Origin of the sequence: Dyadobacter endophyticus (genome assembly GCF_014641595.1) — a bacterium.
In the GTDB taxonomy this organism is placed as follows: domain Bacteria; phylum Bacteroidota; class Bacteroidia; order Cytophagales; family Spirosomataceae; genus Dyadobacter; species Dyadobacter endophyticus.
The window spans coordinates 298,210-317,094 of the sequence record NZ_BMIA01000003.1 but is presented as its reverse complement, the minus strand read 5'-3'; the positions used below and the strand labels follow the sequence as shown (position 1 = coordinate 317,094).

16 protein-coding genes are annotated in these 18,885 nt (G+C 49.8%); all 16 read left to right on the top strand.

Annotated features, from left to right (window positions below; translation table 11 throughout):
• The first annotated feature begins 29 nt into the window (after nucleotides 1-29).
• The 16 genes from IEY24_RS21070 (at nucleotide 30) to IEY24_RS20995 (ending at nucleotide 18,873) form a co-directional block, all read left to right on the top strand.
• A complete protein-coding gene (locus tag IEY24_RS21070; protein ID WP_188935756.1) occupies nucleotides 30-2,600 on the top strand; it encodes a DUF5686 and carboxypeptidase-like regulatory domain-containing protein in 2,571 nt (856 codons plus the stop codon).
• A 27-nt stretch (nucleotides 2,601-2,627) separates the two neighbouring features.
• Nucleotides 2,628-3,341 (top strand): nucleotidyltransferase family protein, encoded by a 714-nt coding sequence (locus tag IEY24_RS21065; RefSeq protein ID WP_188935754.1) that lies wholly within the window; start codon nucleotides 2,628-2,630, stop codon nucleotides 3,339-3,341.
• Nucleotides 3,342-3,419: 78 nt separating this feature from the next.
• The gene (locus IEY24_RS21060; protein WP_188935752.1) at nucleotides 3,420-4,289 is read left to right on the top strand and encodes an ATP-grasp domain-containing protein; all 870 of its coding nucleotides are present in this window, start codon (nucleotides 3,420-3,422) and stop codon (nucleotides 4,287-4,289) included.
• On the top strand, nucleotides 4,289-5,248 hold the full coding sequence (locus tag IEY24_RS21055) for a CDP-alcohol phosphatidyltransferase family protein (RefSeq protein ID WP_188935750.1): 960 nt from the start codon (nucleotides 4,289-4,291) through the stop codon (nucleotides 5,246-5,248). Before IEY24_RS21060 ends, IEY24_RS21055 begins: the two co-directional genes overlap by 1 nt.
• Before the next feature lie 22 nt (nucleotides 5,249-5,270).
• Entirely contained in the window at nucleotides 5,271-6,269 is a 999-nt protein-coding gene (locus tag IEY24_RS21050) for a lysylphosphatidylglycerol synthase transmembrane domain-containing protein (RefSeq protein WP_229222808.1), read from the top strand.
• A gap of 105 nt (nucleotides 6,270-6,374) precedes the next feature.
• Nucleotides 6,375-7,082, top strand: coding sequence for an HAD family hydrolase (locus tag IEY24_RS21045; protein WP_188935746.1), 708 nt, complete (start codon nucleotides 6,375-6,377; stop codon nucleotides 7,080-7,082).
• 49 nt (nucleotides 7,083-7,131) lie between these two features.
• A complete protein-coding gene (locus IEY24_RS21040) occupies nucleotides 7,132-8,037 on the top strand; it encodes a PfkB family carbohydrate kinase (RefSeq protein WP_188935744.1) in 906 nt (301 codons plus the stop codon).
• Nucleotides 8,038-8,058: 21 nt separating this feature from the next.
• Nucleotides 8,059-8,628 carry a DUF4833 domain-containing protein gene (locus tag IEY24_RS21035; protein WP_188935742.1) on the top strand — a complete coding sequence of 190 codons (570 nt, stop codon included), beginning with the start codon at nucleotides 8,059-8,061 and terminating at the stop codon, nucleotides 8,626-8,628.
• 1 nt (nucleotide 8,629) lies between these two features.
• Nucleotides 8,630-9,268: a sterol desaturase family protein gene (locus IEY24_RS21030; RefSeq protein ID WP_188935740.1), complete on the top strand. Its 639-nt coding sequence runs from the start codon at nucleotides 8,630-8,632 to the stop codon at nucleotides 9,266-9,268.
• A gap of 15 nt (nucleotides 9,269-9,283) precedes the next feature.
• On the top strand, nucleotides 9,284-10,033 hold the full coding sequence (gene cmoA / locus IEY24_RS21025) for a carboxy-S-adenosyl-L-methionine synthase CmoA (RefSeq protein ID WP_188935738.1): 750 nt from the start codon (nucleotides 9,284-9,286) through the stop codon (nucleotides 10,031-10,033).
• Entirely contained in the window at nucleotides 10,030-10,758 is a 729-nt protein-coding gene (locus tag IEY24_RS21020) for a methyltransferase family protein (RefSeq protein ID WP_188935735.1), read from the top strand. Before cmoA ends, IEY24_RS21020 begins: the two co-directional genes overlap by 4 nt.
• 103 nt (nucleotides 10,759-10,861) lie before the next feature.
• Entirely contained in the window at nucleotides 10,862-12,139 is a 1,278-nt protein-coding gene (locus IEY24_RS21015; RefSeq protein ID WP_188935733.1) for an NAD(P)/FAD-dependent oxidoreductase, read from the top strand.
• 105 nt (nucleotides 12,140-12,244) lie between these two features.
• Nucleotides 12,245-14,641, top strand: coding sequence for a GAF domain-containing protein (locus IEY24_RS21010; protein ID WP_188935731.1), 2,397 nt, complete (start codon nucleotides 12,245-12,247; stop codon nucleotides 14,639-14,641).
• Between the two features lie 24 nt (nucleotides 14,642-14,665).
• On the top strand, nucleotides 14,666-15,958 hold the full coding sequence (locus tag IEY24_RS21005; RefSeq protein WP_188935730.1) for a Pycsar system effector family protein: 1,293 nt from the start codon (nucleotides 14,666-14,668) through the stop codon (nucleotides 15,956-15,958).
• 12 nt (nucleotides 15,959-15,970) lie between these two features.
• Nucleotides 15,971-18,007: a polyphosphate kinase 1 gene (ppk1, locus tag IEY24_RS21000; protein WP_188935728.1), complete on the top strand. Its 2,037-nt coding sequence runs from the start codon at nucleotides 15,971-15,973 to the stop codon at nucleotides 18,005-18,007.
• Nucleotides 18,007-18,873 (top strand): SdiA-regulated domain-containing protein, encoded by an 867-nt coding sequence (locus IEY24_RS20995; RefSeq protein WP_188935725.1) that lies wholly within the window; start codon nucleotides 18,007-18,009, stop codon nucleotides 18,871-18,873. The genes ppk1 and IEY24_RS20995 overlap by 1 nt, the downstream gene beginning before the upstream one ends.
• Nucleotides 18,874-18,885 lie beyond the last annotated feature (12 nt).

The following is an 18,885-nucleotide window of genomic DNA, read 5'->3' as shown; positions in this document are numbered from 1 at the left end:
CAGCCAAAACACGTGACGAACGTTCCAACATGAAAGCAATCAGTAAGTCGATATGGCTATATATACTCGTGGTGATCAGCATTGTGCAGATCGGCGCGGGCGTGGCCAGCGCACAGTCGACGACAACTATAAAAGGTACCGTTACAGACGCGAAGACAGGTGAAACCCTGCCGTTCGTGTCGATCCTGATCCCGGGAACAACCATGGGGACAGCCTCCGATGCCGAAGGCCGTTACGCATTGACATTGCGTGAAGACCATGCGACGATCAAATTCACTTATGTAGGTTATATGGCCGTTGAAAAGCCGATCAAACCGGGTGTGAGCCAGACGATCGACGTGAAGATGGCTGTGGACGCTTCCATGCTGAAAGAGGTGACCGTTAAAACAAAAGCCCGCTACCGGAACAAGGACAATCCGGCGGTACAGCTCATCCGCGAGGTAATCGCGCACAAGGATGAGAACAAGCCTTCGGGCAACAATTTTTTGGAATACGAACAGTACGAAAAGATTTCGCTCGCATTGAGCAACCTTTCCGACGATTTCAAGGATAAACGCATTTTTAGGAATTACCAGTTTTTGTTCAAAAGCCAGGATTCCACGGCAATGGGCGGCAAGAATATGCTTCCGGCCTACATTCAGGAGAAGCTTTCCAAAGTTTACTTCCGCAAAAACCCCTACAACAAGAAACAATACGTGCTGGCCAACCGCCGGGCCGAATTCGATGCGAAGTTTGTGGATAACGACGGTTTGAGCGCCTATTTCAACCGTTTGTATGAGGATATCAATATTTACGACAACGATATCTCCATCGCCACGAACCTGTTGCTGAGCCCGATCGCGAACTCCGCACCGACATTCTATAAATTCTTTATCCGCGATACGATCAAAACCGCCGATCCGTGGCTGATCGAGCTGGGTTTCGTTCCACGGAACAAGACGGATATGCTTTTTGAAGGGAAACTGTACGTTACCCTCGACGGCAAATATGGCGTGCAGAACGCTTACCTGACCGTCAACAAGGACATTAACCTGAACTTCATGCGCGACCTCGAAGCGCGCCTGGAATTCGAGAAAGGTGTCGATGGCCGCTATTTCATGAATAAGTCGACGCTCGCGATGGAATTTGCGCTGGGCGAGAAGAACGGCGGCTTGTATGGTCAGCGGACGGTGAATTTCAAGGATTATACCATCAACCAGCCGCGGCCCGATAGCATTTACCGAGGCCCGGGCGAGGAGATCGTGTATAATCCGGAGATCAAAACGAACGAATCATTCTGGGCCAGCAAACGGCACATTCCGCTGGAACGCACCGAGCTGGACATTTACAAGAATATTGATACGCTCCAGACCATCCCTTCTTTTAAACGGACGATGGACATTGCGACGCTGTTCCTGTCGGGCTACAAGTCGTTCGGTGCAGTGGAGATAGGGCCGGTGAATACATTTTACAGCTTCAACCCGGTGGAAGGTTTCCGTCTCCGCTTCGGTGGCCGTACCACTACCGACCTGAGCAAGCGGGTGTATTTCGAAACTTATGCGGCTTACGGTTTCAAAGACCGTAAATGGAAGTACTTTTTGAGTGGTACCTATTCATTCAATAATAAATCCGTATACCACTTCCCGCTGCATTACATCCGTGCGAGCTTCCAGCGCGATACCAAGATCCCGGGCCAGGAGTTGCAGTTTGTGCAGGAGGACAACTTCCTGTTGTCGTTCAAACGCGGGGATAACAACCGCTGGTTGTACAATGATATTTATAAACTGGAATACGTGCGTGAGTTTGAGAGCCGGTTCTCCTATAAAATCGGTTTTACCCAATGGAGGCAAACTCCCGCGGGCGTGCTGCGTTATGAGCGCCTGAACGAAGGCGGCGAGCTCGAAAACGCGTTTACTTTAAATAATACCGAAGCAAACGTGGAGTTTCGTTATGCGCCGCACGAGCAGTACTACCAGGGCAAGTTGTACCGAACGCCGATCATCAACAAATACCCGATTTTTACATTGCGCTACAATGCGGGTTTGAAGGGGGTTTTTGAAGGAGAAAACAATTACCATAATGTGGCCTTGAATATCCAGAAACGGTTCTATCTGTCGCAGTTCGGTTTCGCGGATATTACAGCCGAGGGCGGTTATATTTTTGGGAAACAAATACAATTCCCGCTGTTGACGATCCACCGAGCCAACCAGACTTACGCATACCAGCTGAATTCATATAACCTGATGAACTTCCTGGAATTCGCGAGCGACCACTATGCCAGCCTGGACGTGCAATACTACCTGAACGGCTTTCTGTTCAACAAAATACCATTGCTGAAAAGGTTGAAACTGCGCGAGGTGGTGAGTTTCAAAGGCTTGATGGGCGGCTTGCGAGACGAGAACAATCCGGCATTCAACCCGTCGCTCTACCGCTTTGCAACCGATCAGGACGGTAAACCGGTTACTTACACATTGTCACGCGAGCCTTACATCGAGGGTAGCGTAGGTATTGCCAATATTTTCAAGCTCTTGCGAGTGGATCTGGTAAAACGTTTTACCTATCTCGACAACCCGAATGTTTCGGAATGGGGTATCCGGGCGCGTTTCAGGCTTGATTTTTAAGGCATTGATTTAAAAGGGACACTAATTATGAATTACGCAATCATAGCAGCAGGAGAGGGATCACGTCTGGCGAAGGAAGGTTTTACTTTGCCGAAGCCGATGGTGAGCCTGCACGGCGAAATGCTGATCGACCGGCTGATCGGGATTTTCATGCGGAATAATGCAGAGAAAATTATGGTGATCGTCAACGAGGAATCGCCGCTGCTGGAAATGCATCTGATGGGCATGAGCGAAAACCTGCCTGTTCAAATCGTGAAGAAAACGACACCGAGTTCGCTGCATAGTGTTTACGAGTTGTTCAAAAGCGACCCGGAGTTGAACGAAGTTTGCCTGACAACGACCGATACCGTTTTCCGCGAAGAAGAATTCAGCGCATTCATCACCGAGTTTGCTGACAATAAGGATCTGGAAGGCCAAATGGCCGTGACTGCATTCATCGACGACGAAAGTCCTCTCTATGTGGCAGTTGACGACGACGACCGCATTACCGCCTTCACCGACGACAATAGTACCGATACCCCGTTTGTTTCAGGCGGGATTTATTGTCTCAGGCGGAAAGCGATCGAAACCGTGAATGTGGCCGTAGAAAACGGCGTGAGCCGGATGCGGAACTTCCAACGGCAGCTCGTAGCGGATGGCTTGCATTTGAAAGCCTATCCCTTTACCAAAATCGTGGACGTGGACCACGTGAGCGACATCCAGACGGCGGAGCTGTTCCTGAGCGGTGAAATGGCTTTTTAATATAAAACATTGACACACACTCGACTGACACCAATTTATTACTAACAGACCGGGGCGTTTTGCCGGTCAACACCATACATGAACGAATTAGAAATTCTGGGCGTGCACCGTAACAAGAAGTTTTCGCCCAACCATATCGGGAACGACGATGCGATTTTTTCCCAGACGGCCAAAGAGCTTGAAAAACTGGGATGCCGCATTACCATCTGTTGTGAAGATGAGTTTCTGGCGATGGAAACAGTGAATTACAGCAAGATTTTTACCATGGCGCGCCAAAAGCAGGTCGTGGCCAGATTGCAGGAACTGGAAAGGAACGGCACGCAGGTTTTGAACTCCGCATTCGGCATTGAGAACTGCTTCCGTACCAACCTGACCAATGCATTGAATAATGCTCATATCCCCGTAGCGGACAGCTACATCGTACCGACCGACTATCAGGGAGATGAGGTTTTTGATCAGATCAAAGGAAAAGGTTACTGGATCAAAAGAGGCGATTTCCACGCCATCCATAAGGAAGATGTGTCGTTTGCCGCATCGCGCGAGGAAGCCAAAGAGATACTAAGGGAATACGCATTGCGCGAAATTCCCGACGCGGTGATCTCCCAGCATTTGATCGGCGACTTGGTGAAGTTTTACGGGGTTAGGGGCACGGATTTCTTTTTCTGGTTCTACCCGTACGACGCCAATCACCACAAATATGCGGAGTACCAGCAGATCAACGGTAATTCGGTGTATTACCCGTTCAGCGCCGAAGGTTTGCAGAATACCGCGAACGAAGCGGCAGGGGTAGTGGGGATCGATATTTACGGGGGCGATGCCATTATTGGGAAGGACGGCGATTTCCGCATCATCGACCTCAACGACTGGCCCAGTTTCGCACCGTGCCGGGATCAGGCCGCGGGGCATATTGCCGGTCGGCTTTACCAACGTTTTTTGAATAACAACTAATGGAGACAACCACCACACCCCGCCCATTGGCAGAAGAACCTGAAAAGACCTCGGCATTCGAGCATTCGTTGAAATCGAACGATACCGAGGAGCAGATCGATATCTGGTTTTACAGGCCGATCGGTTACCAGATCGCATTGTTTTGCGCGAAGGTGGGTATTCGTCCGAACCCGGTGACGATCATCAGTATTTTTTTCGGCGTGGCGGCGGGGATATTGTTCTATCCGCAGAATCTTTGGATCAATGTGATCGGGATGCTCTCGCTCATGTTTGCCAACTCGCTCGACAGTGCCGACGGCCAGCTCGCGCGGATGACGAACGACAAGAGCCGTTTCGGCCGCATTCTGGATGGTGTTGCCGGCGACTTCTGGTTTATCGCCATTCATATCGCGATCTGTTTGCGGAGTATGGAAGAGGGGTGGAGCGCGTGGATATGGGTGCCGGGCGTGGTAGCGGGTGCGTCGCATATGATCCAGTCGGCCATGGCGGATTACTACCGCAACGTCCATTTGTTTTTCATCAAAGGCACCAACGGCAGCGAGCTCGACAATAGCCGCGATTTGCAAAGAGAATATGATGAAATGAGCTGGACGCGGCAGTTTGGTATGAAAATCGTGGCGAGGCTGTATTTGAACTATACCAAAGAGCAGGAGTTTTTCTCTCCCAAATTGCAGAAGCTGCTGGCGGTCGTGAAGGAAAAGTATCAAAACGGACTACCTGCGAAACTCATTACCGATTTCCGTGCGCAGAACAAGCCATTGATGAAATATACCAATATCGTTCAATTCAACACCCGGGTGATATTCCTGTTTCTGTGGCTGTTTCTTGACCAATCATGGATCTATTTCTTTTTTGACATATTCATCCTCAACCCGATCCTGATTTACATGGTCGTGAAGCAGGAGCAGGTGAGTAACCATTTTTACAAGGAGATAACTGCCGGCAAATACAATGGGTAGCAAGGTGTACAAAGCCCTTTTCATGGCAATCGGAATTTTTTCGCTGGGCTATATGATCTATGGCACAGGGTTGCTCGTGATTTGGGAGAACATCAACAGGACGGGCATCTGGTTCCTACCGGTGATCGGCAGCTGGCTGGTGATTTACATCCTGAATGCCCTCGCATTCCGCGCGATCATCCGCGAGCCGCAACTGCCGGAGACGAACATGTCGTTCTGGGCCGTACTGCGGCTGACGATCTCGGGCTATGCGATCAACTACATTACGCCGTTCGTCGCATTGGGCGGGGAGCCTTACCGTATCCTGGAACTGAAACCGACGCTCGGCATTCAGAAAGCGACTTCGTCGGTGTTGTTGTACAGTCTGATGCACATGTTTTCGCATGTCATATTCTGGCTGGCTTCGATTGTACTCATCGTGGCGGTGGTTCCTTTGAGCGATGTAATGCTGGTAGGTTGCGGGATATTGCTGGTGGTAGGGCTGGTTTTGGGATATTGGTTTATTAATGTTTATCAAAAAGGCTTTACTGTAAGCACGTTCCGTTTGCTGGAAAAGGTACCTTTTGTTAAACACAAAGCCCGCGAATTCGCGACGAAGAATGCGGAAACACTTTACGAAGTAGACGAGCAGATTCGCGTTCTGTACTCGGATAGACGGAACGCATTCTACGCGTCATTGTTTTATGAGTTTGCGGGAAGGGTAATCGGCTGTCTGGAAATCTATTTCACGGCGCACGCGATCGGAATGGAAATGACATTGGCGCAGTCGCTGATCGTAAGCTCCGGCTCATCGCTGTTCGCGAACCTGATCTTCTTCTTCCCGATGCAGCTGGGGACCAGAGAGGGAGGATTGGCACTCGCATTAAGAAGTGTAGGTTTGCCCGCAGCGCAAGGGATTTTTATTGGGGTTGTTTTGAGAATAAGAGAGATAGTTTGGATTATCATCGGATTGGCCCTCATTAATAGAAAAACTAAAAACAGCCAGACTAGCAACACAGAACTAGCAGTGCCTGTTAACTAGTGATCCCCGGGCTAAAGTCCGGGGCAAGGGGATGGCTTTTGGGGGGCAAAGCACAGACAAAATCAATTGCAGTCCTCTTTAGAGAACTGATAAAGAGATAGGATAATGATTAAAGGAATTTTATTTGATTATGGTGGCACAATTGACACAAATGGCTTGCATTGGGCCAATGTTTTGTGGGAGGCTTATCAGCATAATCATGTAAAGGTTGACAAAGAAGCATTTGCGAGTGCATACAAGTTTGGCGAGAGGGCATTGGCTATCCATCCGATCATCCAGCCGCATCATGTGTTTTATGATGTGCTGTTCCTGAAAGTAGAGCAGCAGTTTGGCTATCTGAAAGAAAACGGATATGAGTTGGACAGTCAGGCCATCGAGGCCATCGCCCGTGAATGCGACCGCGTCGCACGCACTAGTGTTGAAAAGGCAGCGCCCGTTCTCGAAAAACTGGCCGCCGAATACCCCCTCGTAATGGTTTCCAACTTTTACGGAAACCTGAATAGCGTTTTAAAGGAATTCGGCATTGCGCATTATTTCCAGGCTGTCGTCGAATCGGCAGTGGTCGGCGTCCGGAAGCCCGATCCCGCGATATGGCAGCTGGGCGTGGAGGCGCAGGGCTTTCTTCCGCACGAATGCGTAGCGGTAGGCGATTCGTATTCCAAAGACATTCTTGCCGCCAAAGCAACAGGTGCGAAGGCTGTATGGCTGAATGTAGCGGGATTCGAAGACAATACCGAAACGAAGGCATCGGTTGCCGATGCCGAAATTAAAGATTTTGCCCAGGTGGCTGACACCATTAAGAGCCTGGGCTAGTTATCACCTATAACCCAGGCCTTAAGGCTTGGGTTGAGACATCAGTACCATGTACGACATATGTACCATCGGGCACATCACTTTGGATAAAGTAGTTACTGCCCAGTCTGTCAAGTATATGCCCGGGGGCACTTCGTTCTATTTTTCGAAGGCGCTCCGGCAGTTCGACGTCCGCTATATGCTGGTGACTGCATTGGCCGAGAAAGAAAGCCATATCGTTGCCGGTTTGCGGGAAGAGAATATCGAGGTATTCTCCCAGAACAGCCCCTTCACAGTCTATTTCGAAAACATTTACAGCGCCAACCAGGACCACCGCGAACAAAATGTGCTGCACAAAGCCGCACCGTTCACCGTAGCGCAAATGCCGGCCATCGAAGCGAAATATTTCCACCTCGGCCCATTGCTTTCGGACGACATTACTGTGGACCTGATCAAAATGCTGGCCGGTAAAGGCAAGGTTTCTCTCGATATCCAGGGTTACCTGCGCTACGTGAAAGACCAGAAGGTTTTGTACAAAGATTGGGAAGATAAAAAGGAAGCATTGCCCTATATCCATGTTCTCAAAGCCAATGAGTTTGAAATGGAAGTGGTGGCTGGTACCAGCGACGTGATCGAAGGTGCGAAATATCTCGCCAATCTGGGAGTAAAAGAAGTCATCATTACGCTCGGCAGCAAAGGGTCGTTGATTTACAAAAACGATCATTTTTACCAGATCCCGGCATATAAACCGACCGACGTGGTAGACGCGACCGGCTGCGGCGATACCTACATGGCAGGCTACCTGAGCCAGCGCGTGAAGGGCGCTGGCGTACAGGAAGCGGGCGAGTTCGGTGCGGCGATGGCGACGCTGAAAATCCAGTCGTCGGGACCGTTCTCCGGGGATGCGGAGATGGTTCAGGAAGTATTACAGTACGGCGAATGCGACCGTGAAATGATCGCACAAGCCATTTTTTGAAAGTAGTTTATTAATAAAGTCATGAAATACGTACTCAACATTCTGATGGCGCTCAGCCTGACGCTTGTTTCGTATGCGGGAGGATTATCAGACAAGAAAGCCGGCACGGCCGCCGCGGAACCGGATGAATTTCCGATCCCGAACAACGTCCCCGGATTACTTTTTTACATTCAACGCGATCCGAATACGAATACAATCTGTTACCAGCTCAACGTCGACAAACAGGGAAAAATCAGCGAACGAAACCCCGTTAACACATTCTGGATCCGTTACCCGGAAGGCGGGATACGCAAGGAGCTCAATTATTTGCAGCGTAAATTTGCATATGGTATCAATTCGAAAGCGATTGGCAATGCTGCCTACGAGCTCCGTTCGGTAGCCTATTCCAAATTGCCGCTCTACCTGCGGAGGGATACGCGGAACGAATACCATGTTTATACCAGCATCGATAAGAAGGAATGCATTCTCAGCAGGGTATTCATCCGGATCGACGGCGGTACTTTCTGGTCGCCAAACGTGCTCTACATCGAGCTGAAAGGCACCGAGATTGCTACCGGTAAAACCATTATTCAGCGAATAAAACCATCCTGACATGCCTAAAAACTATGTATCCAACGCAACGGAATCTTCAAGGATGTTTAAAAGCAACTTTCTTGAGGCATTCTCGAAGGTACATTACAGCGTGCCGCTTTTCATTTTCGTCCCGGTGATCAGCTACTTTTCCTGGAAAGCGCTAGGCCCGGGGAATATGCTCTGGTACAATTTTGTAGGTACAGTACTCGGAGGCTTGTTCTTCTGGACATTCACCGAATACTTTATGCACCGGTTTGTATTTCATTTTACACCCCATGGCAAGTTTATGGAGCGAATCCATTTCATTTTCCATGGCGTGCATCATGACTATCCCAATGATGCCAAAAGGCTGGTAATGCCACCGTCGGTGAGCATTCCGCTGGCAACGGGTTTCTACTTTCTATTCACCGTTTTTCTCAGTGAATATTATGTAGCGGCCTTTTATTCGGGGTTTATGGCAGGGTATCTGTTTTATGATATGAGCCATTATGCGTTGCATCATGCCAATTTCAAATCCGCGTTCTGGAAGAAATTAAAGAAGCATCACATGCAACATCATTATTCGGATGCAAGTAAAGGTTACGGTGTAAGTTCAGATATTTGGGATAGAGTGTTCGACTCGAACGAAAGACGGCCCCAGAAATCTAACTCAATATAACTGTAACGTTAACTTATGAAGAACCTTGGAAGTGAGAATTCAGACCAGGTCTTCAAAGAAGAAATCACAAAAGTTTCGGACTTCAAGTTCGGGACCACGGTGGTCAATGTCTTTGATGATATGGTCAGCAGGTCAGTACCTTATTACAACGAGATGCAGCGGATGCTCGCCGAAATCGCTGCCGACCATGTGAAGGAAGGGACATTTGTGTACGACCTGGGTTGTTCAACCGGCACTACGCTGATTGGTCTGGACGAACTCATTCCCTCGGACATCCGGTTCATCGGGATCGACGAGTCGCAGGAGATGCTCGATAAGTGCGATTTGAAGCTTAAAGAGGCAGGTTTCGTAAGGCCTTACGACCTTGTATCGGGCGATCTGCACCAGCAGCTTCCTATTACTAATGGCTCTGTAGTGATCCTTTGCCTTACGCTGCAATTCGTAAGGCCCTTGTATCGCGAAAGGCTTCTGAAAAACATTTACGACGGATTGAACCCCGGCGGCGTGCTGCTGCTGGTGGAGAAAGTGCTGGCGGAAAGCAGCATATTCAATCGTGATTTTATTAAATACTATTACAACTACAAGCGACGGAATCATTACAGCGAGCTTGAAATTTCGCAGAAACGCGAAGCGCTGGAAAATGTACTGATCCCGTACAAGTTGTCTGAAAACATGCTTCTGCTGAAAGAGGCCGGTTTCGCGGACTGCGAAATTTTCTTCAAGTGGTACAATTTTTCAGGAATGATAGCACACAAAAAATCATGATCGCGATCGGTAACTTCTTTTTCAAGTACAGAAATAACCTGTTTATCATTCTGTACCTGCTGCTGTTTTTGCCGTCGCCGCAGCTTTTTTCGCCAGGGCAATTCGGCCCTGCCTATTATTTATACCCGGTGATACTGGGCTTGCTGGTAACATTTTCGGGGGAAATCATAAGGGGCGTCACCATTGGCCTCGCATACATTATACGTGGCGGGCGTGATAAAAAGGTGTATGCGGAAACCCTTGTAACCGAGGGTATTTTCAGACATTGCCGGAATCCGCTGTATGTAGGTAATATTCTGATGTTGCTCGGCGTAGGCATTCTGGCCAATTCGCTGATCTACGTAGGAATCGTAATGCCGCTGTTTTTGTTTATATACCAGGCCATTGTGTTGGCCGAAGAGAACTTTCTGAGGAACAAATTCGGCACGCAGTTTGATGCCTATTGCAGTCGGGTGAACCGCTGGCTGATCAATTTCAGTGGTATTTCGGAAACGTTCAAAGACATGCGCTTCAATTACAAGCGCTGGCTTTTAAAAGAATACAATACATTGCTCGTGTGGCTGATCGGTATCGTCTCCATATTGATTTTTAAGTACCCGGAGATTATTCGGAATGCTGATAACCGGATTGTTGTTTTCGCGGGAATCGTGTTGGTACTCGGCGCATTGTACGCTTACGTCCGGCATTTGAAGAAGTCGGGAAAGATGACCGACAGCATGGCCTGAAAAACGCTATCCGAAAATACCCGCCTGGCACACTATTGGTCGCGCCCTCCTGAACCGCCCGATGAATTGCACTTATTGACAACCCCCTAATAATTTAAGCACCATGAATATTGTAATCGTAGGAGGAGGATTTGCCGGGGTGAACCTGGCGCTGGACCTTGCAAAAAGCAAGAAATTTGAGGTAACGCTGGTCGACAAGAACAATTACAACTTCTTCCCGCCGCTGATATACCAGGTCGCTACGGCCTTCCTGGAACCATCGAGTATTAGTTACCCGTTCAGAAAACTTTTTTCAGGAAAAGAAAATATTCACTTCCGGATGGGGGAGTTGCAAAAGGTGGTTCCGGGGGAGAATAAAATCATCCTCCACAACGGCGAGCTATCGTACGATTTCCTGGTCTTCGCAACCGGCGCGGAAACGAATTTCTTCGGGATGGAAAATGTGAAGCGGAACGCGACACCGATGAAGACCGTTGAGGATGCGATCAGTATGCGGAACAAGCTGCTGATGCAAATGGAACAAGCCACGTTAAGTACCGATCCTGCGGAGATCAAAAAGCTGCTCACGGTGGTAATCGCGGGCGGCGGGCCAACGGGCGTGGAGATTTCCGGTATGTTTGCCGAAATGCGAAACGGCATTCTCCGCAGGGAATACCCGGAACTGGCCGGAAAAGGCAGTGAAATATACTTGGTCGACGGCAGCGAGGCGTTGCTCTCGCCCATGAGCAAGGCATCGCAGGAGGATACCTATAAAGACCTCAGTAAACTCGGCGTGAAAATCCGCCTCAATACTCACGTGTCCGATTTCGTCGACGACAAGGTTTACTTTTCGGAAGGCGACAGCATTGAGGCGAAAACGCTCATCTGGGCAGCGGGAGTTACCGGCCGGGTGTTCGAAGGCATACCGCCGGAAGCTTACGGGCGCGGGCGCAGGCTGCTGGTAGATGCGTACAACAAAGTAAACAGTACCTACAATATTTATGCAATCGGCGACTGCTGCCTGCAAAGTACCGACGAAGGCTTCCCAACCGGGCATCCGCAGGTAGCGCAGGTGGCGATCCAGCAGGGCAAGAACCTGGCCCGCAACTTCGAACGGATCGCCGAGCACCGGCCATTGCATGCATTTAAATACAATGACAAAGGCTCGATGGCCATTATCGGCCGTGCCAAAGCAGTAGTGGACCTGCCCTCGCCCAAATGGCATTTCAAGGGCGTGATCGCATGGCTGGCGTGGCTTTTCATACACCTTATTGCGCTTATCAACCATCGTAACCGTATCAAAACGCTGTACAACTGGATGGTTGCCTATTTCACCAAAGATCAGTCCCTGCGAATGATCATCAAGCCCTCGGTAACGCAGGAAAAGGTCGAATCGGTTTAATGGAACCGTAATTCGACGTTTATCGTTGGCAGTTTGACAAAAAACACTGAATTTTAGTAACTGAAAGCCATCAGCGCATTCATTCAGTGTGCAAAAAACCAAATAATGGAACCGATCACTATTGATGTAACTCAAAACGCACCATACGGTCTCCAGAAACTTGACTCATCCATTTCTTTCAGGAGCTTTATCAGCTTTCTGGAAAGTAAAAGCGATCAGGAAGAAACGGTCAAAAAGACATTTTTCTCGCTGGTTCTCGACAAGCTGAAAGCCAATCCGGCTTTCAGCAAGGATATTCCGCTGTCAGAAGTCAACAACTATAAGGAAGAACTGAGTTTGATCTATGGCATGCTTATGCCACCTATCGCCAACGAAAAGGAAGTTTTCTGGGCGTTGAGTGTTCCCGTCAGTCCCGTGGTTTTCTACGGCACTTCGGGCTTTTACAGCCTGCTCTTTCAGCAGGATGGCAATATCAGGTGCGACCTCATCGAGGACCGGGGCGTCAACTACAAGCAGAAATTGCAGATGCTTTATTCCTTCATTCTGGAAAAGCTCTACCATTTTCCCCCGTTGCACCACCCCGACATGATCATTACTTTGATGGACGACGCCTCGGGCCTGCAAAAGTATTACCGGGCGCACATCGACAATCGTTTTTGTGAAGTATATGCCAAAGGCAGTCTCCCCGAGCTTGATCTGGACACCTTGCGCTTCGATTTGCAGGAGAATTTTGATGTCAATGTGTTTTCAACCCTGCTGCCGCATAGCCTGTTTCATTTCGAAGGCTTTTCGGTAATCACGCTCACCGACGTTACGGCCGAGCACGCCGTCGAAAGTATCAAAAATACGATCCTCGACCGTGCGTCCTATGATCCCAAAACGTATTTCAACCACGTAGCAGGCGCATTGAAAATGTTGGTCGAAAACCCCGGTATCGACTTTGGCCTGATGGCAGTTCTGCGGGTCAATAACAAACTGGTGTTCGACCGGAGCTCTATCCTTTTCAGCAAGCTGATGAGCGCTGCGACCGAGAATGACGTCGCCGAGCAAACCTACCTGGATATGGCAACGCAGTACTTCGAGGCACCGAAAACGCTGCTATTGCGCAACCTGGGTATGGAAGACCCGAAAAAGCAGGACTTCATCCGCATTCTCCGGAACGACGGTGTGGAGGCGTATGCACTGCTTCCTGTTTACCATGATAAGCAAGTGGTAGGGGTCCTGGAAGTGTATTCCAAAGAGCAGAAATCGATCGATGAACGCCTGCTAGCAAAGCTGGATATCGCGCTGCCGTGGATCGCGCAGATGATGACGAACTACATCGATGAGTTCAATTTGCAGATCGATAATGTGATCCGCGACAAATTTACCTCCTTGCAGCCTGCCGTACAATGGCGGTTCCGCGAAACGGCCTGGCACTACCTCCGCGACAAGGCCCTTAACCCGCAAAGTGCTGAAATCGAAGGAATCCAGTTCAGGAACGTATTTCCGCTTTACGGCGCGATCGACATCCGGAACTCCACACTTGAAAGAAATGCAGCACTCAGGGAAGATCTCCGTCTTCAATTCAATGTATTGATAGAAACCTTTACTGTCCTTAAACAAAAACTCGGGTTCGGGCTGGCCGACGAGATGATCTTCAAATGCCGGAAATGGATTGCGGACATCACCGACGAAAGCACCGATAACGACGAAATGAAGATCCGGGACTTCCTCGAAAACGAGGCGCACCCGTTTTTGGAACATTTCAAAGAAGAAAGTCTGAAAATGTTCGGCTCAGGAGTAATGGATCCCGGAGAGCTGGTTCTGAGGAACCGCATCGACCAGTATTTCGAGATGATCGATGAGGATCATGGCTCGGCATTTGCCAACCGCCGTGAGCTTGAAGCGTCGATGCAGGCGATCAACTCGTCGGTTAACCTCTACCTCGATCTTTTCAGGAACGAAATACAGCAATCGTATCCGTGCTATTTCGAAAAATTCCGCACGGACGGTATAGAATACGATATTTACATTGGCCAGTCCATTGAACCGGAAAAGCGTTTCAGCGAACTTTACCTGAAAAACATTCGTCTGTGGCAGCTGACGACCATGGCTGCCATCGCGCGGATCACGCATTCGCTGATCCCGCAACTTGAAAAGCCGCTTGAAACCACCCAACTGATTTTCATCAACTCGGGTAGCATCGATATCAGTTTCCGCGACGACGAGCGGCGGTTCGATGTAGAAGGCGCCTATAACATCCGGTACCAGGTGATCAAGAAACGGATCGACAAGGTACATGTGAAAGGTACCGGCGAACGGCTTACCCAGCCGGGTAAGATTGCATTGGTGTATTTCAACAGTAAATCCGCCGAAGAATATGTAGGCTATGTCCGGTATTTACAAGAAAAAAATACTTTATTGGATGACTTGGAATTCTTCGATCTGGAAGACTTGCAGGGAGTTACGGGCCTCAAAGCGCTCCGTGTGGGCGTGAACCTGGAATCGGACTGGAATTAACGAAGCATTATAACTGAATGTTCTATGAACTATAACCATCGGCTCGACAAGGTTAAGCATCATGTCCACCATTTTTTCGGCACGAAGGCGCTCGCGCAACTCAGTTACCACAACCTCGTTCACACCGAGTCTGTGGTGGCGAATGCCGTCAAGATCGCCAATCATTACCGGTTGGAGGACAAAGAGACTTTCATTGTCGTGACGGCCGCGTGGTTTCATGATACGGGTTACAGTACCGGTGAGGCGGAAGGGCACGAGAAGCGGGGCGCCGAAATGGCCGCTGAATTTCTGCGCGCTGAGGAGGTGGACGAGGAAGTGATTTCCGAGGTACAGGGCTGCATTCTGGCGACCGTCTGGCCGCAAAATCCGGCTAATTTCCTCGAACAGGTAGTTTGCGACGCCGATCTGTTCCATTTAGGTACACCGGAATTCGGGGATTGGAACAAGCTCGTCAGAAAAGAAGCCGAGCAGCGTCTTGGCAGGAAGATCGACAAGACGGATTGGCGCAGAAGCACGATCAGACTCCTTGAAAACCACGAGTACCAGACCGACTACTGCCGCGACCTGCTCGATAAGCAGAAGAAAAAGAATCTTGAAAAGCTCAAACAAAAGCTCGTTGAAGACTCCCTTGAAGCGTCGGAGGAAAGTGCCGTAGTGGAGGATGCCGGACCAGCAGCCAGCGAAGCGCCCCTCTTGCCAGCCATCAAGCATAAAGAAGAAAACAAGCACAGGGACGAAAAACCATTCATTCCCGAAATAGCCGAAGGCAAAAAGAAAAAGGACGACCGGCCGGACAAGGGTATCGAAACCATGTTCCGGATCAGTTCCAACAACCACCAGCGCCTGAGCGACATGGCCGACAACAAGGCGCACATTATGATCACCACCACGTCGATCATCATTTCGGTGCTACTGAGCGTGCTTGTGCGCAAACTCGAAGACAACGCGTACCTCATCCTCCCGACTATGATGCTGCTCACCGTTTGCATGGTGACCATGGTATTCTCGATCCTTTCTACTCGCCCGACGATCCCCCGCGGCACATTCACACAGCATGATATCGATGCAAAAAGCGTGAACCTGCTGTTTTTCGGGAATTTCTACCGGATGTCGTTCGATGAGTATTCCAAAGGCATGCAGACGATGATGAACGACCGCGAGTTTCTGTATGGAAGTCTTACGAAAGATGTTTATTCACAGGGAGTTGTGCTCGGGAGGAAGTACCGCCTGCTGCGTGTGGGGTATAATGTATTCATGTTTGGAATTGTCATTTCTGTGATCGCGTTTGTGATCGCCTCCATTCTCTTCGAACACTGATCCGCCGTCTTTATGGGAGCGTTCCGCTATTTTAACCGGGATATCAGCTGGCTTTCCTTCAACGAAAGAGTGTTGACGGAAGCCGCGAACGAAGCCGTCCCGCTGATGGAACGGATCCGGTTTCTATCGATCTATTCCTCCAATCTTGATGAGTTTTACCGGGTGCGGATGCCATACCTGCAAAAGAATGCCATGCAGGACGCCACCAGCAGCGCTTTTCTGGAAGCGGAGGCGACGGTGAACCGGCAGCAGGAAGAATTCGGCCGCATTCTGGGTAAGTCCGTCATTCCGGCATTGGCCCGGCTGGGTTTTCATTTTTTGTATAAAGAAGCTATTTCCGAACAGATTGCCGCATTTGCCCGCCGCTATTTTTATACGCAAATAGCAGGTTTTTTGCATCCGGTTTATCTGAACGACAAGACTTCCTTTTTTCCTGAAAACAACCAGATTTACATTGTCGTGGTGCTGCAACTGCCCGGCGACAAGGAGAAAATTGCCCTGGTAAATATCCCCGTGCCGCAGCTCGACAGGTTTGTAAAAATCAGGCAGCCCGACGGCGAGTACATTATTTTCCTGGAAGACCTGATCCGCTGCAATCTGGCAGTCCTTTTCCCGGATGCGACCGATATTAAAGCATTCAATATTAAAGTAACGCGTGATGCCGAGCTGGATTTGCTCGACGAAGAAGGCGAAAATATGGCCGAACAGGTCGAAAAGCAGTTGAGCAAACGCGATTTCGGCTTCGCTACCCGGTTCCTTTATGAGCCCGGCTTGTCGTTGCGGCATTTGCAATACATTGTGAATGTTTTTGATCTGAAAAAGGCGTCGCTTGTAGAAGGCGGGCGCTATCATAATCTGAAAGACCTTTCATCGCTACCGGTAGCCTCTCCGGCGATCTCCTATCCCGCCTGGCCGGCCGCGCAGCATCTGGAAGGTTTTGAAGAACCGGAAACATTATTCGAGGCATTGACCCGCCGCGATCTGATGGTCCACGCGCCGTACCAGACCTACGATACCATTCTCCGCTTTTTCAACGAAGCAGCCATCGACCGCTCCGTGCAGGAGATTTATACGACGATGTACCGCGTTGCGCACGACTCGAAGATCGCTCACGCGCTGATTACCGCCTCCCAAAATGGCAAGAAGGTGACAGTACTCGTGGAGCTGAAAGCGCGGTTCGATGAGGCGAACAATATTCGCTGGGCGAAGAAAATGAAGTCGGCGGGGGTGAAGATCATCCACAGTGTGAATGCATTGAAAGTCCATGCGAAGCTTGCGCTTGTGAAGCGTAGACACGAAACGCATTCTTACCTGGGCTTGCTCGCGACCGGTAATCTCAACGAAGGCACCGCCCGTTTTTATACCGACCACATTCTGCTGACCGCGCACCCGGGCATGTTGAAAGAAACCGAGCAGTTGTTCGGTTTTTTGAGTAAAAAGAAAAAACCGGAGAAGATAGATGTGCTGCGCTTCGAGCATTTGCTGGTAGCACAATTTAATCTTCAAAATCGCTTTATTGAGCTGATCGACCGAGAGATTGATCATGCTAAAAACGGCCTACCCGCGGGCATTACCATTAAGCTGAACAACCTGGAAGAAGAAGTACTGATCAACAAACTGTACGAGGCTTCGAACGCCGGCATTACCGTGAACCTGATCGTACGGAGCATTTGCAGGCTCGTGCCAGGCATTCCGGGACAGAGTGAAAACATCCGTATCAAGCGCATTGTAGATCGCTACCTCGAACACGGGCGCGTTTTTGTTTTCCATAATAATGGCCGGCCGGAGGTAGTCATGGGCTCCGCCGATTGGATGAACCGTAATATTTACCGCCGGATCGAGGTCTGTTTCCCGATCTACCACGAAGATTTGAAAAAACAACTCATCGACATCCTCGGGCTGCAATGGGACGACACCGTGCAGGCCGTCTGGATCGACGACAAGCTGCGTAATGCGCCCGTTACCACACTCCCAGGGGGCGTGCGGTCGCAGGAGGCGATTTACCAATACCTGACGGGAACGGTCGAGAACTTAAAAAAGACATTCTGATGAAAAACCAATATAGATCTATACTGCTGGCCGTTTTGTTGCTGGGCTTGCTGGCAGCCGGTTGCAACTCCGCGCAGAAGGAAACGGAAATTTTCCGCGAGTACGATTTAAACAAGCCGGAGAAGTTCAACCTGCCCGAAAGCCTGTTCGAAGTATCGGGTATCGCATTCGACAAGGGGCAAAGCGATACGGTCTACGCCATTCAGGACGAGGACGGCAAGCTGTTCAGGCTTGCGTGGGAGGTGCCGAAGCAACAGCATTCAAAATTCAGCAAAAAAGGAGATTATGAGGATGTTTCGATCATCAACGACCGCGCCTACATCCTGAAAAGCAATGGTACCATCTACACATTCCCGATGGCGGAGGCGGTTTTCGAGGAGCCGGAGGGCGTAGCAGAGGTGAAAGGTATTTTACCCAAAGGTGAATATGAAGGAATGTACGGTGATGAAGGTACCGGCGAGCTGTTTGTCATTTGTAAGAACTGCGCGGGTGACGATTCCAAGAACAGCGTTTCGGGCTACATTTTGAAAACCGGACCGGATTCGGTGATCGCGGAATCCGGCAAGTTTGCGATCAATGTCGACGAAATCAAGGCCATTACCGGGAAGGTAGCGCGTGGTTTCCGGCCGTCGGGCATTGCGCGGAATCCGATCACGAAGGAATGGTACATTATCTCGGCGGTGAACAAGCTGGTGGTGGTAACCGACCGCCAATGGAAAGTGAAGGGCGCACACCACCTGAACAGCAACATGTTTATCCAGCCGGAAGGCATTGCATTCGATAATGCGGGCAATCTTTATATTTCCAATGAGGGCGACGACCTTTTCAGTGGAAATGTGCTCAAATTCAGAAAATCGGGCCAATAGGGCCTTAGCCGA

What these genes read in the sequence shown, in the direction of transcription:
- IEY24_RS21070 (WP_188935756.1), top strand. Translation starts at nt 30, where the DNA reads ATGAAAGCAATCAGTAAGTCGATATGGCTATATATACTCGTGGTGATC.
- IEY24_RS21065 (WP_188935754.1), top strand. Translation starts at nt 2,628, where the DNA reads ATGAATTACGCAATCATAGCAGCAGGAGAGGGATCACGTCTGGCGAAG.
- IEY24_RS21060 (WP_188935752.1), top strand. Translation starts at nt 3,420, where the DNA reads ATGAACGAATTAGAAATTCTGGGCGTGCACCGTAACAAGAAGTTTTCG.
- IEY24_RS21055 (WP_188935750.1), top strand. Translation starts at nt 4,289, where the DNA reads ATGGAGACAACCACCACACCCCGCCCATTGGCAGAAGAACCTGAAAAG.
- IEY24_RS21050 (WP_229222808.1), top strand. Translation starts at nt 5,271, where the DNA reads ATGGCAATCGGAATTTTTTCGCTGGGCTATATGATCTATGGCACAGGG.
- IEY24_RS21045 (WP_188935746.1), top strand. Translation starts at nt 6,375, where the DNA reads ATGATTAAAGGAATTTTATTTGATTATGGTGGCACAATTGACACAAAT.
- IEY24_RS21040 (WP_188935744.1), top strand. Translation starts at nt 7,132, where the DNA reads ATGTACGACATATGTACCATCGGGCACATCACTTTGGATAAAGTAGTT.
- IEY24_RS21035 (WP_188935742.1), top strand. Translation starts at nt 8,059, where the DNA reads ATGAAATACGTACTCAACATTCTGATGGCGCTCAGCCTGACGCTTGTT.
- IEY24_RS21030 (WP_188935740.1), top strand. Translation starts at nt 8,630, where the DNA reads ATGCCTAAAAACTATGTATCCAACGCAACGGAATCTTCAAGGATGTTT.
- cmoA (WP_188935738.1), top strand. Translation starts at nt 9,284, where the DNA reads ATGAAGAACCTTGGAAGTGAGAATTCAGACCAGGTCTTCAAAGAAGAA.
- IEY24_RS21020 (WP_188935735.1), top strand. Translation starts at nt 10,030, where the DNA reads ATGATCGCGATCGGTAACTTCTTTTTCAAGTACAGAAATAACCTGTTT.
- IEY24_RS21015 (WP_188935733.1), top strand. Translation starts at nt 10,862, where the DNA reads ATGAATATTGTAATCGTAGGAGGAGGATTTGCCGGGGTGAACCTGGCG.
- IEY24_RS21010 (WP_188935731.1), top strand. Translation starts at nt 12,245, where the DNA reads ATGGAACCGATCACTATTGATGTAACTCAAAACGCACCATACGGTCTC.
- IEY24_RS21005 (WP_188935730.1), top strand. Translation starts at nt 14,666, where the DNA reads ATGAACTATAACCATCGGCTCGACAAGGTTAAGCATCATGTCCACCAT.
- ppk1 (WP_188935728.1), top strand. Translation starts at nt 15,971, where the DNA reads ATGGGAGCGTTCCGCTATTTTAACCGGGATATCAGCTGGCTTTCCTTC.
- IEY24_RS20995 (WP_188935725.1), top strand. Translation starts at nt 18,007, where the DNA reads ATGAAAAACCAATATAGATCTATACTGCTGGCCGTTTTGTTGCTGGGC.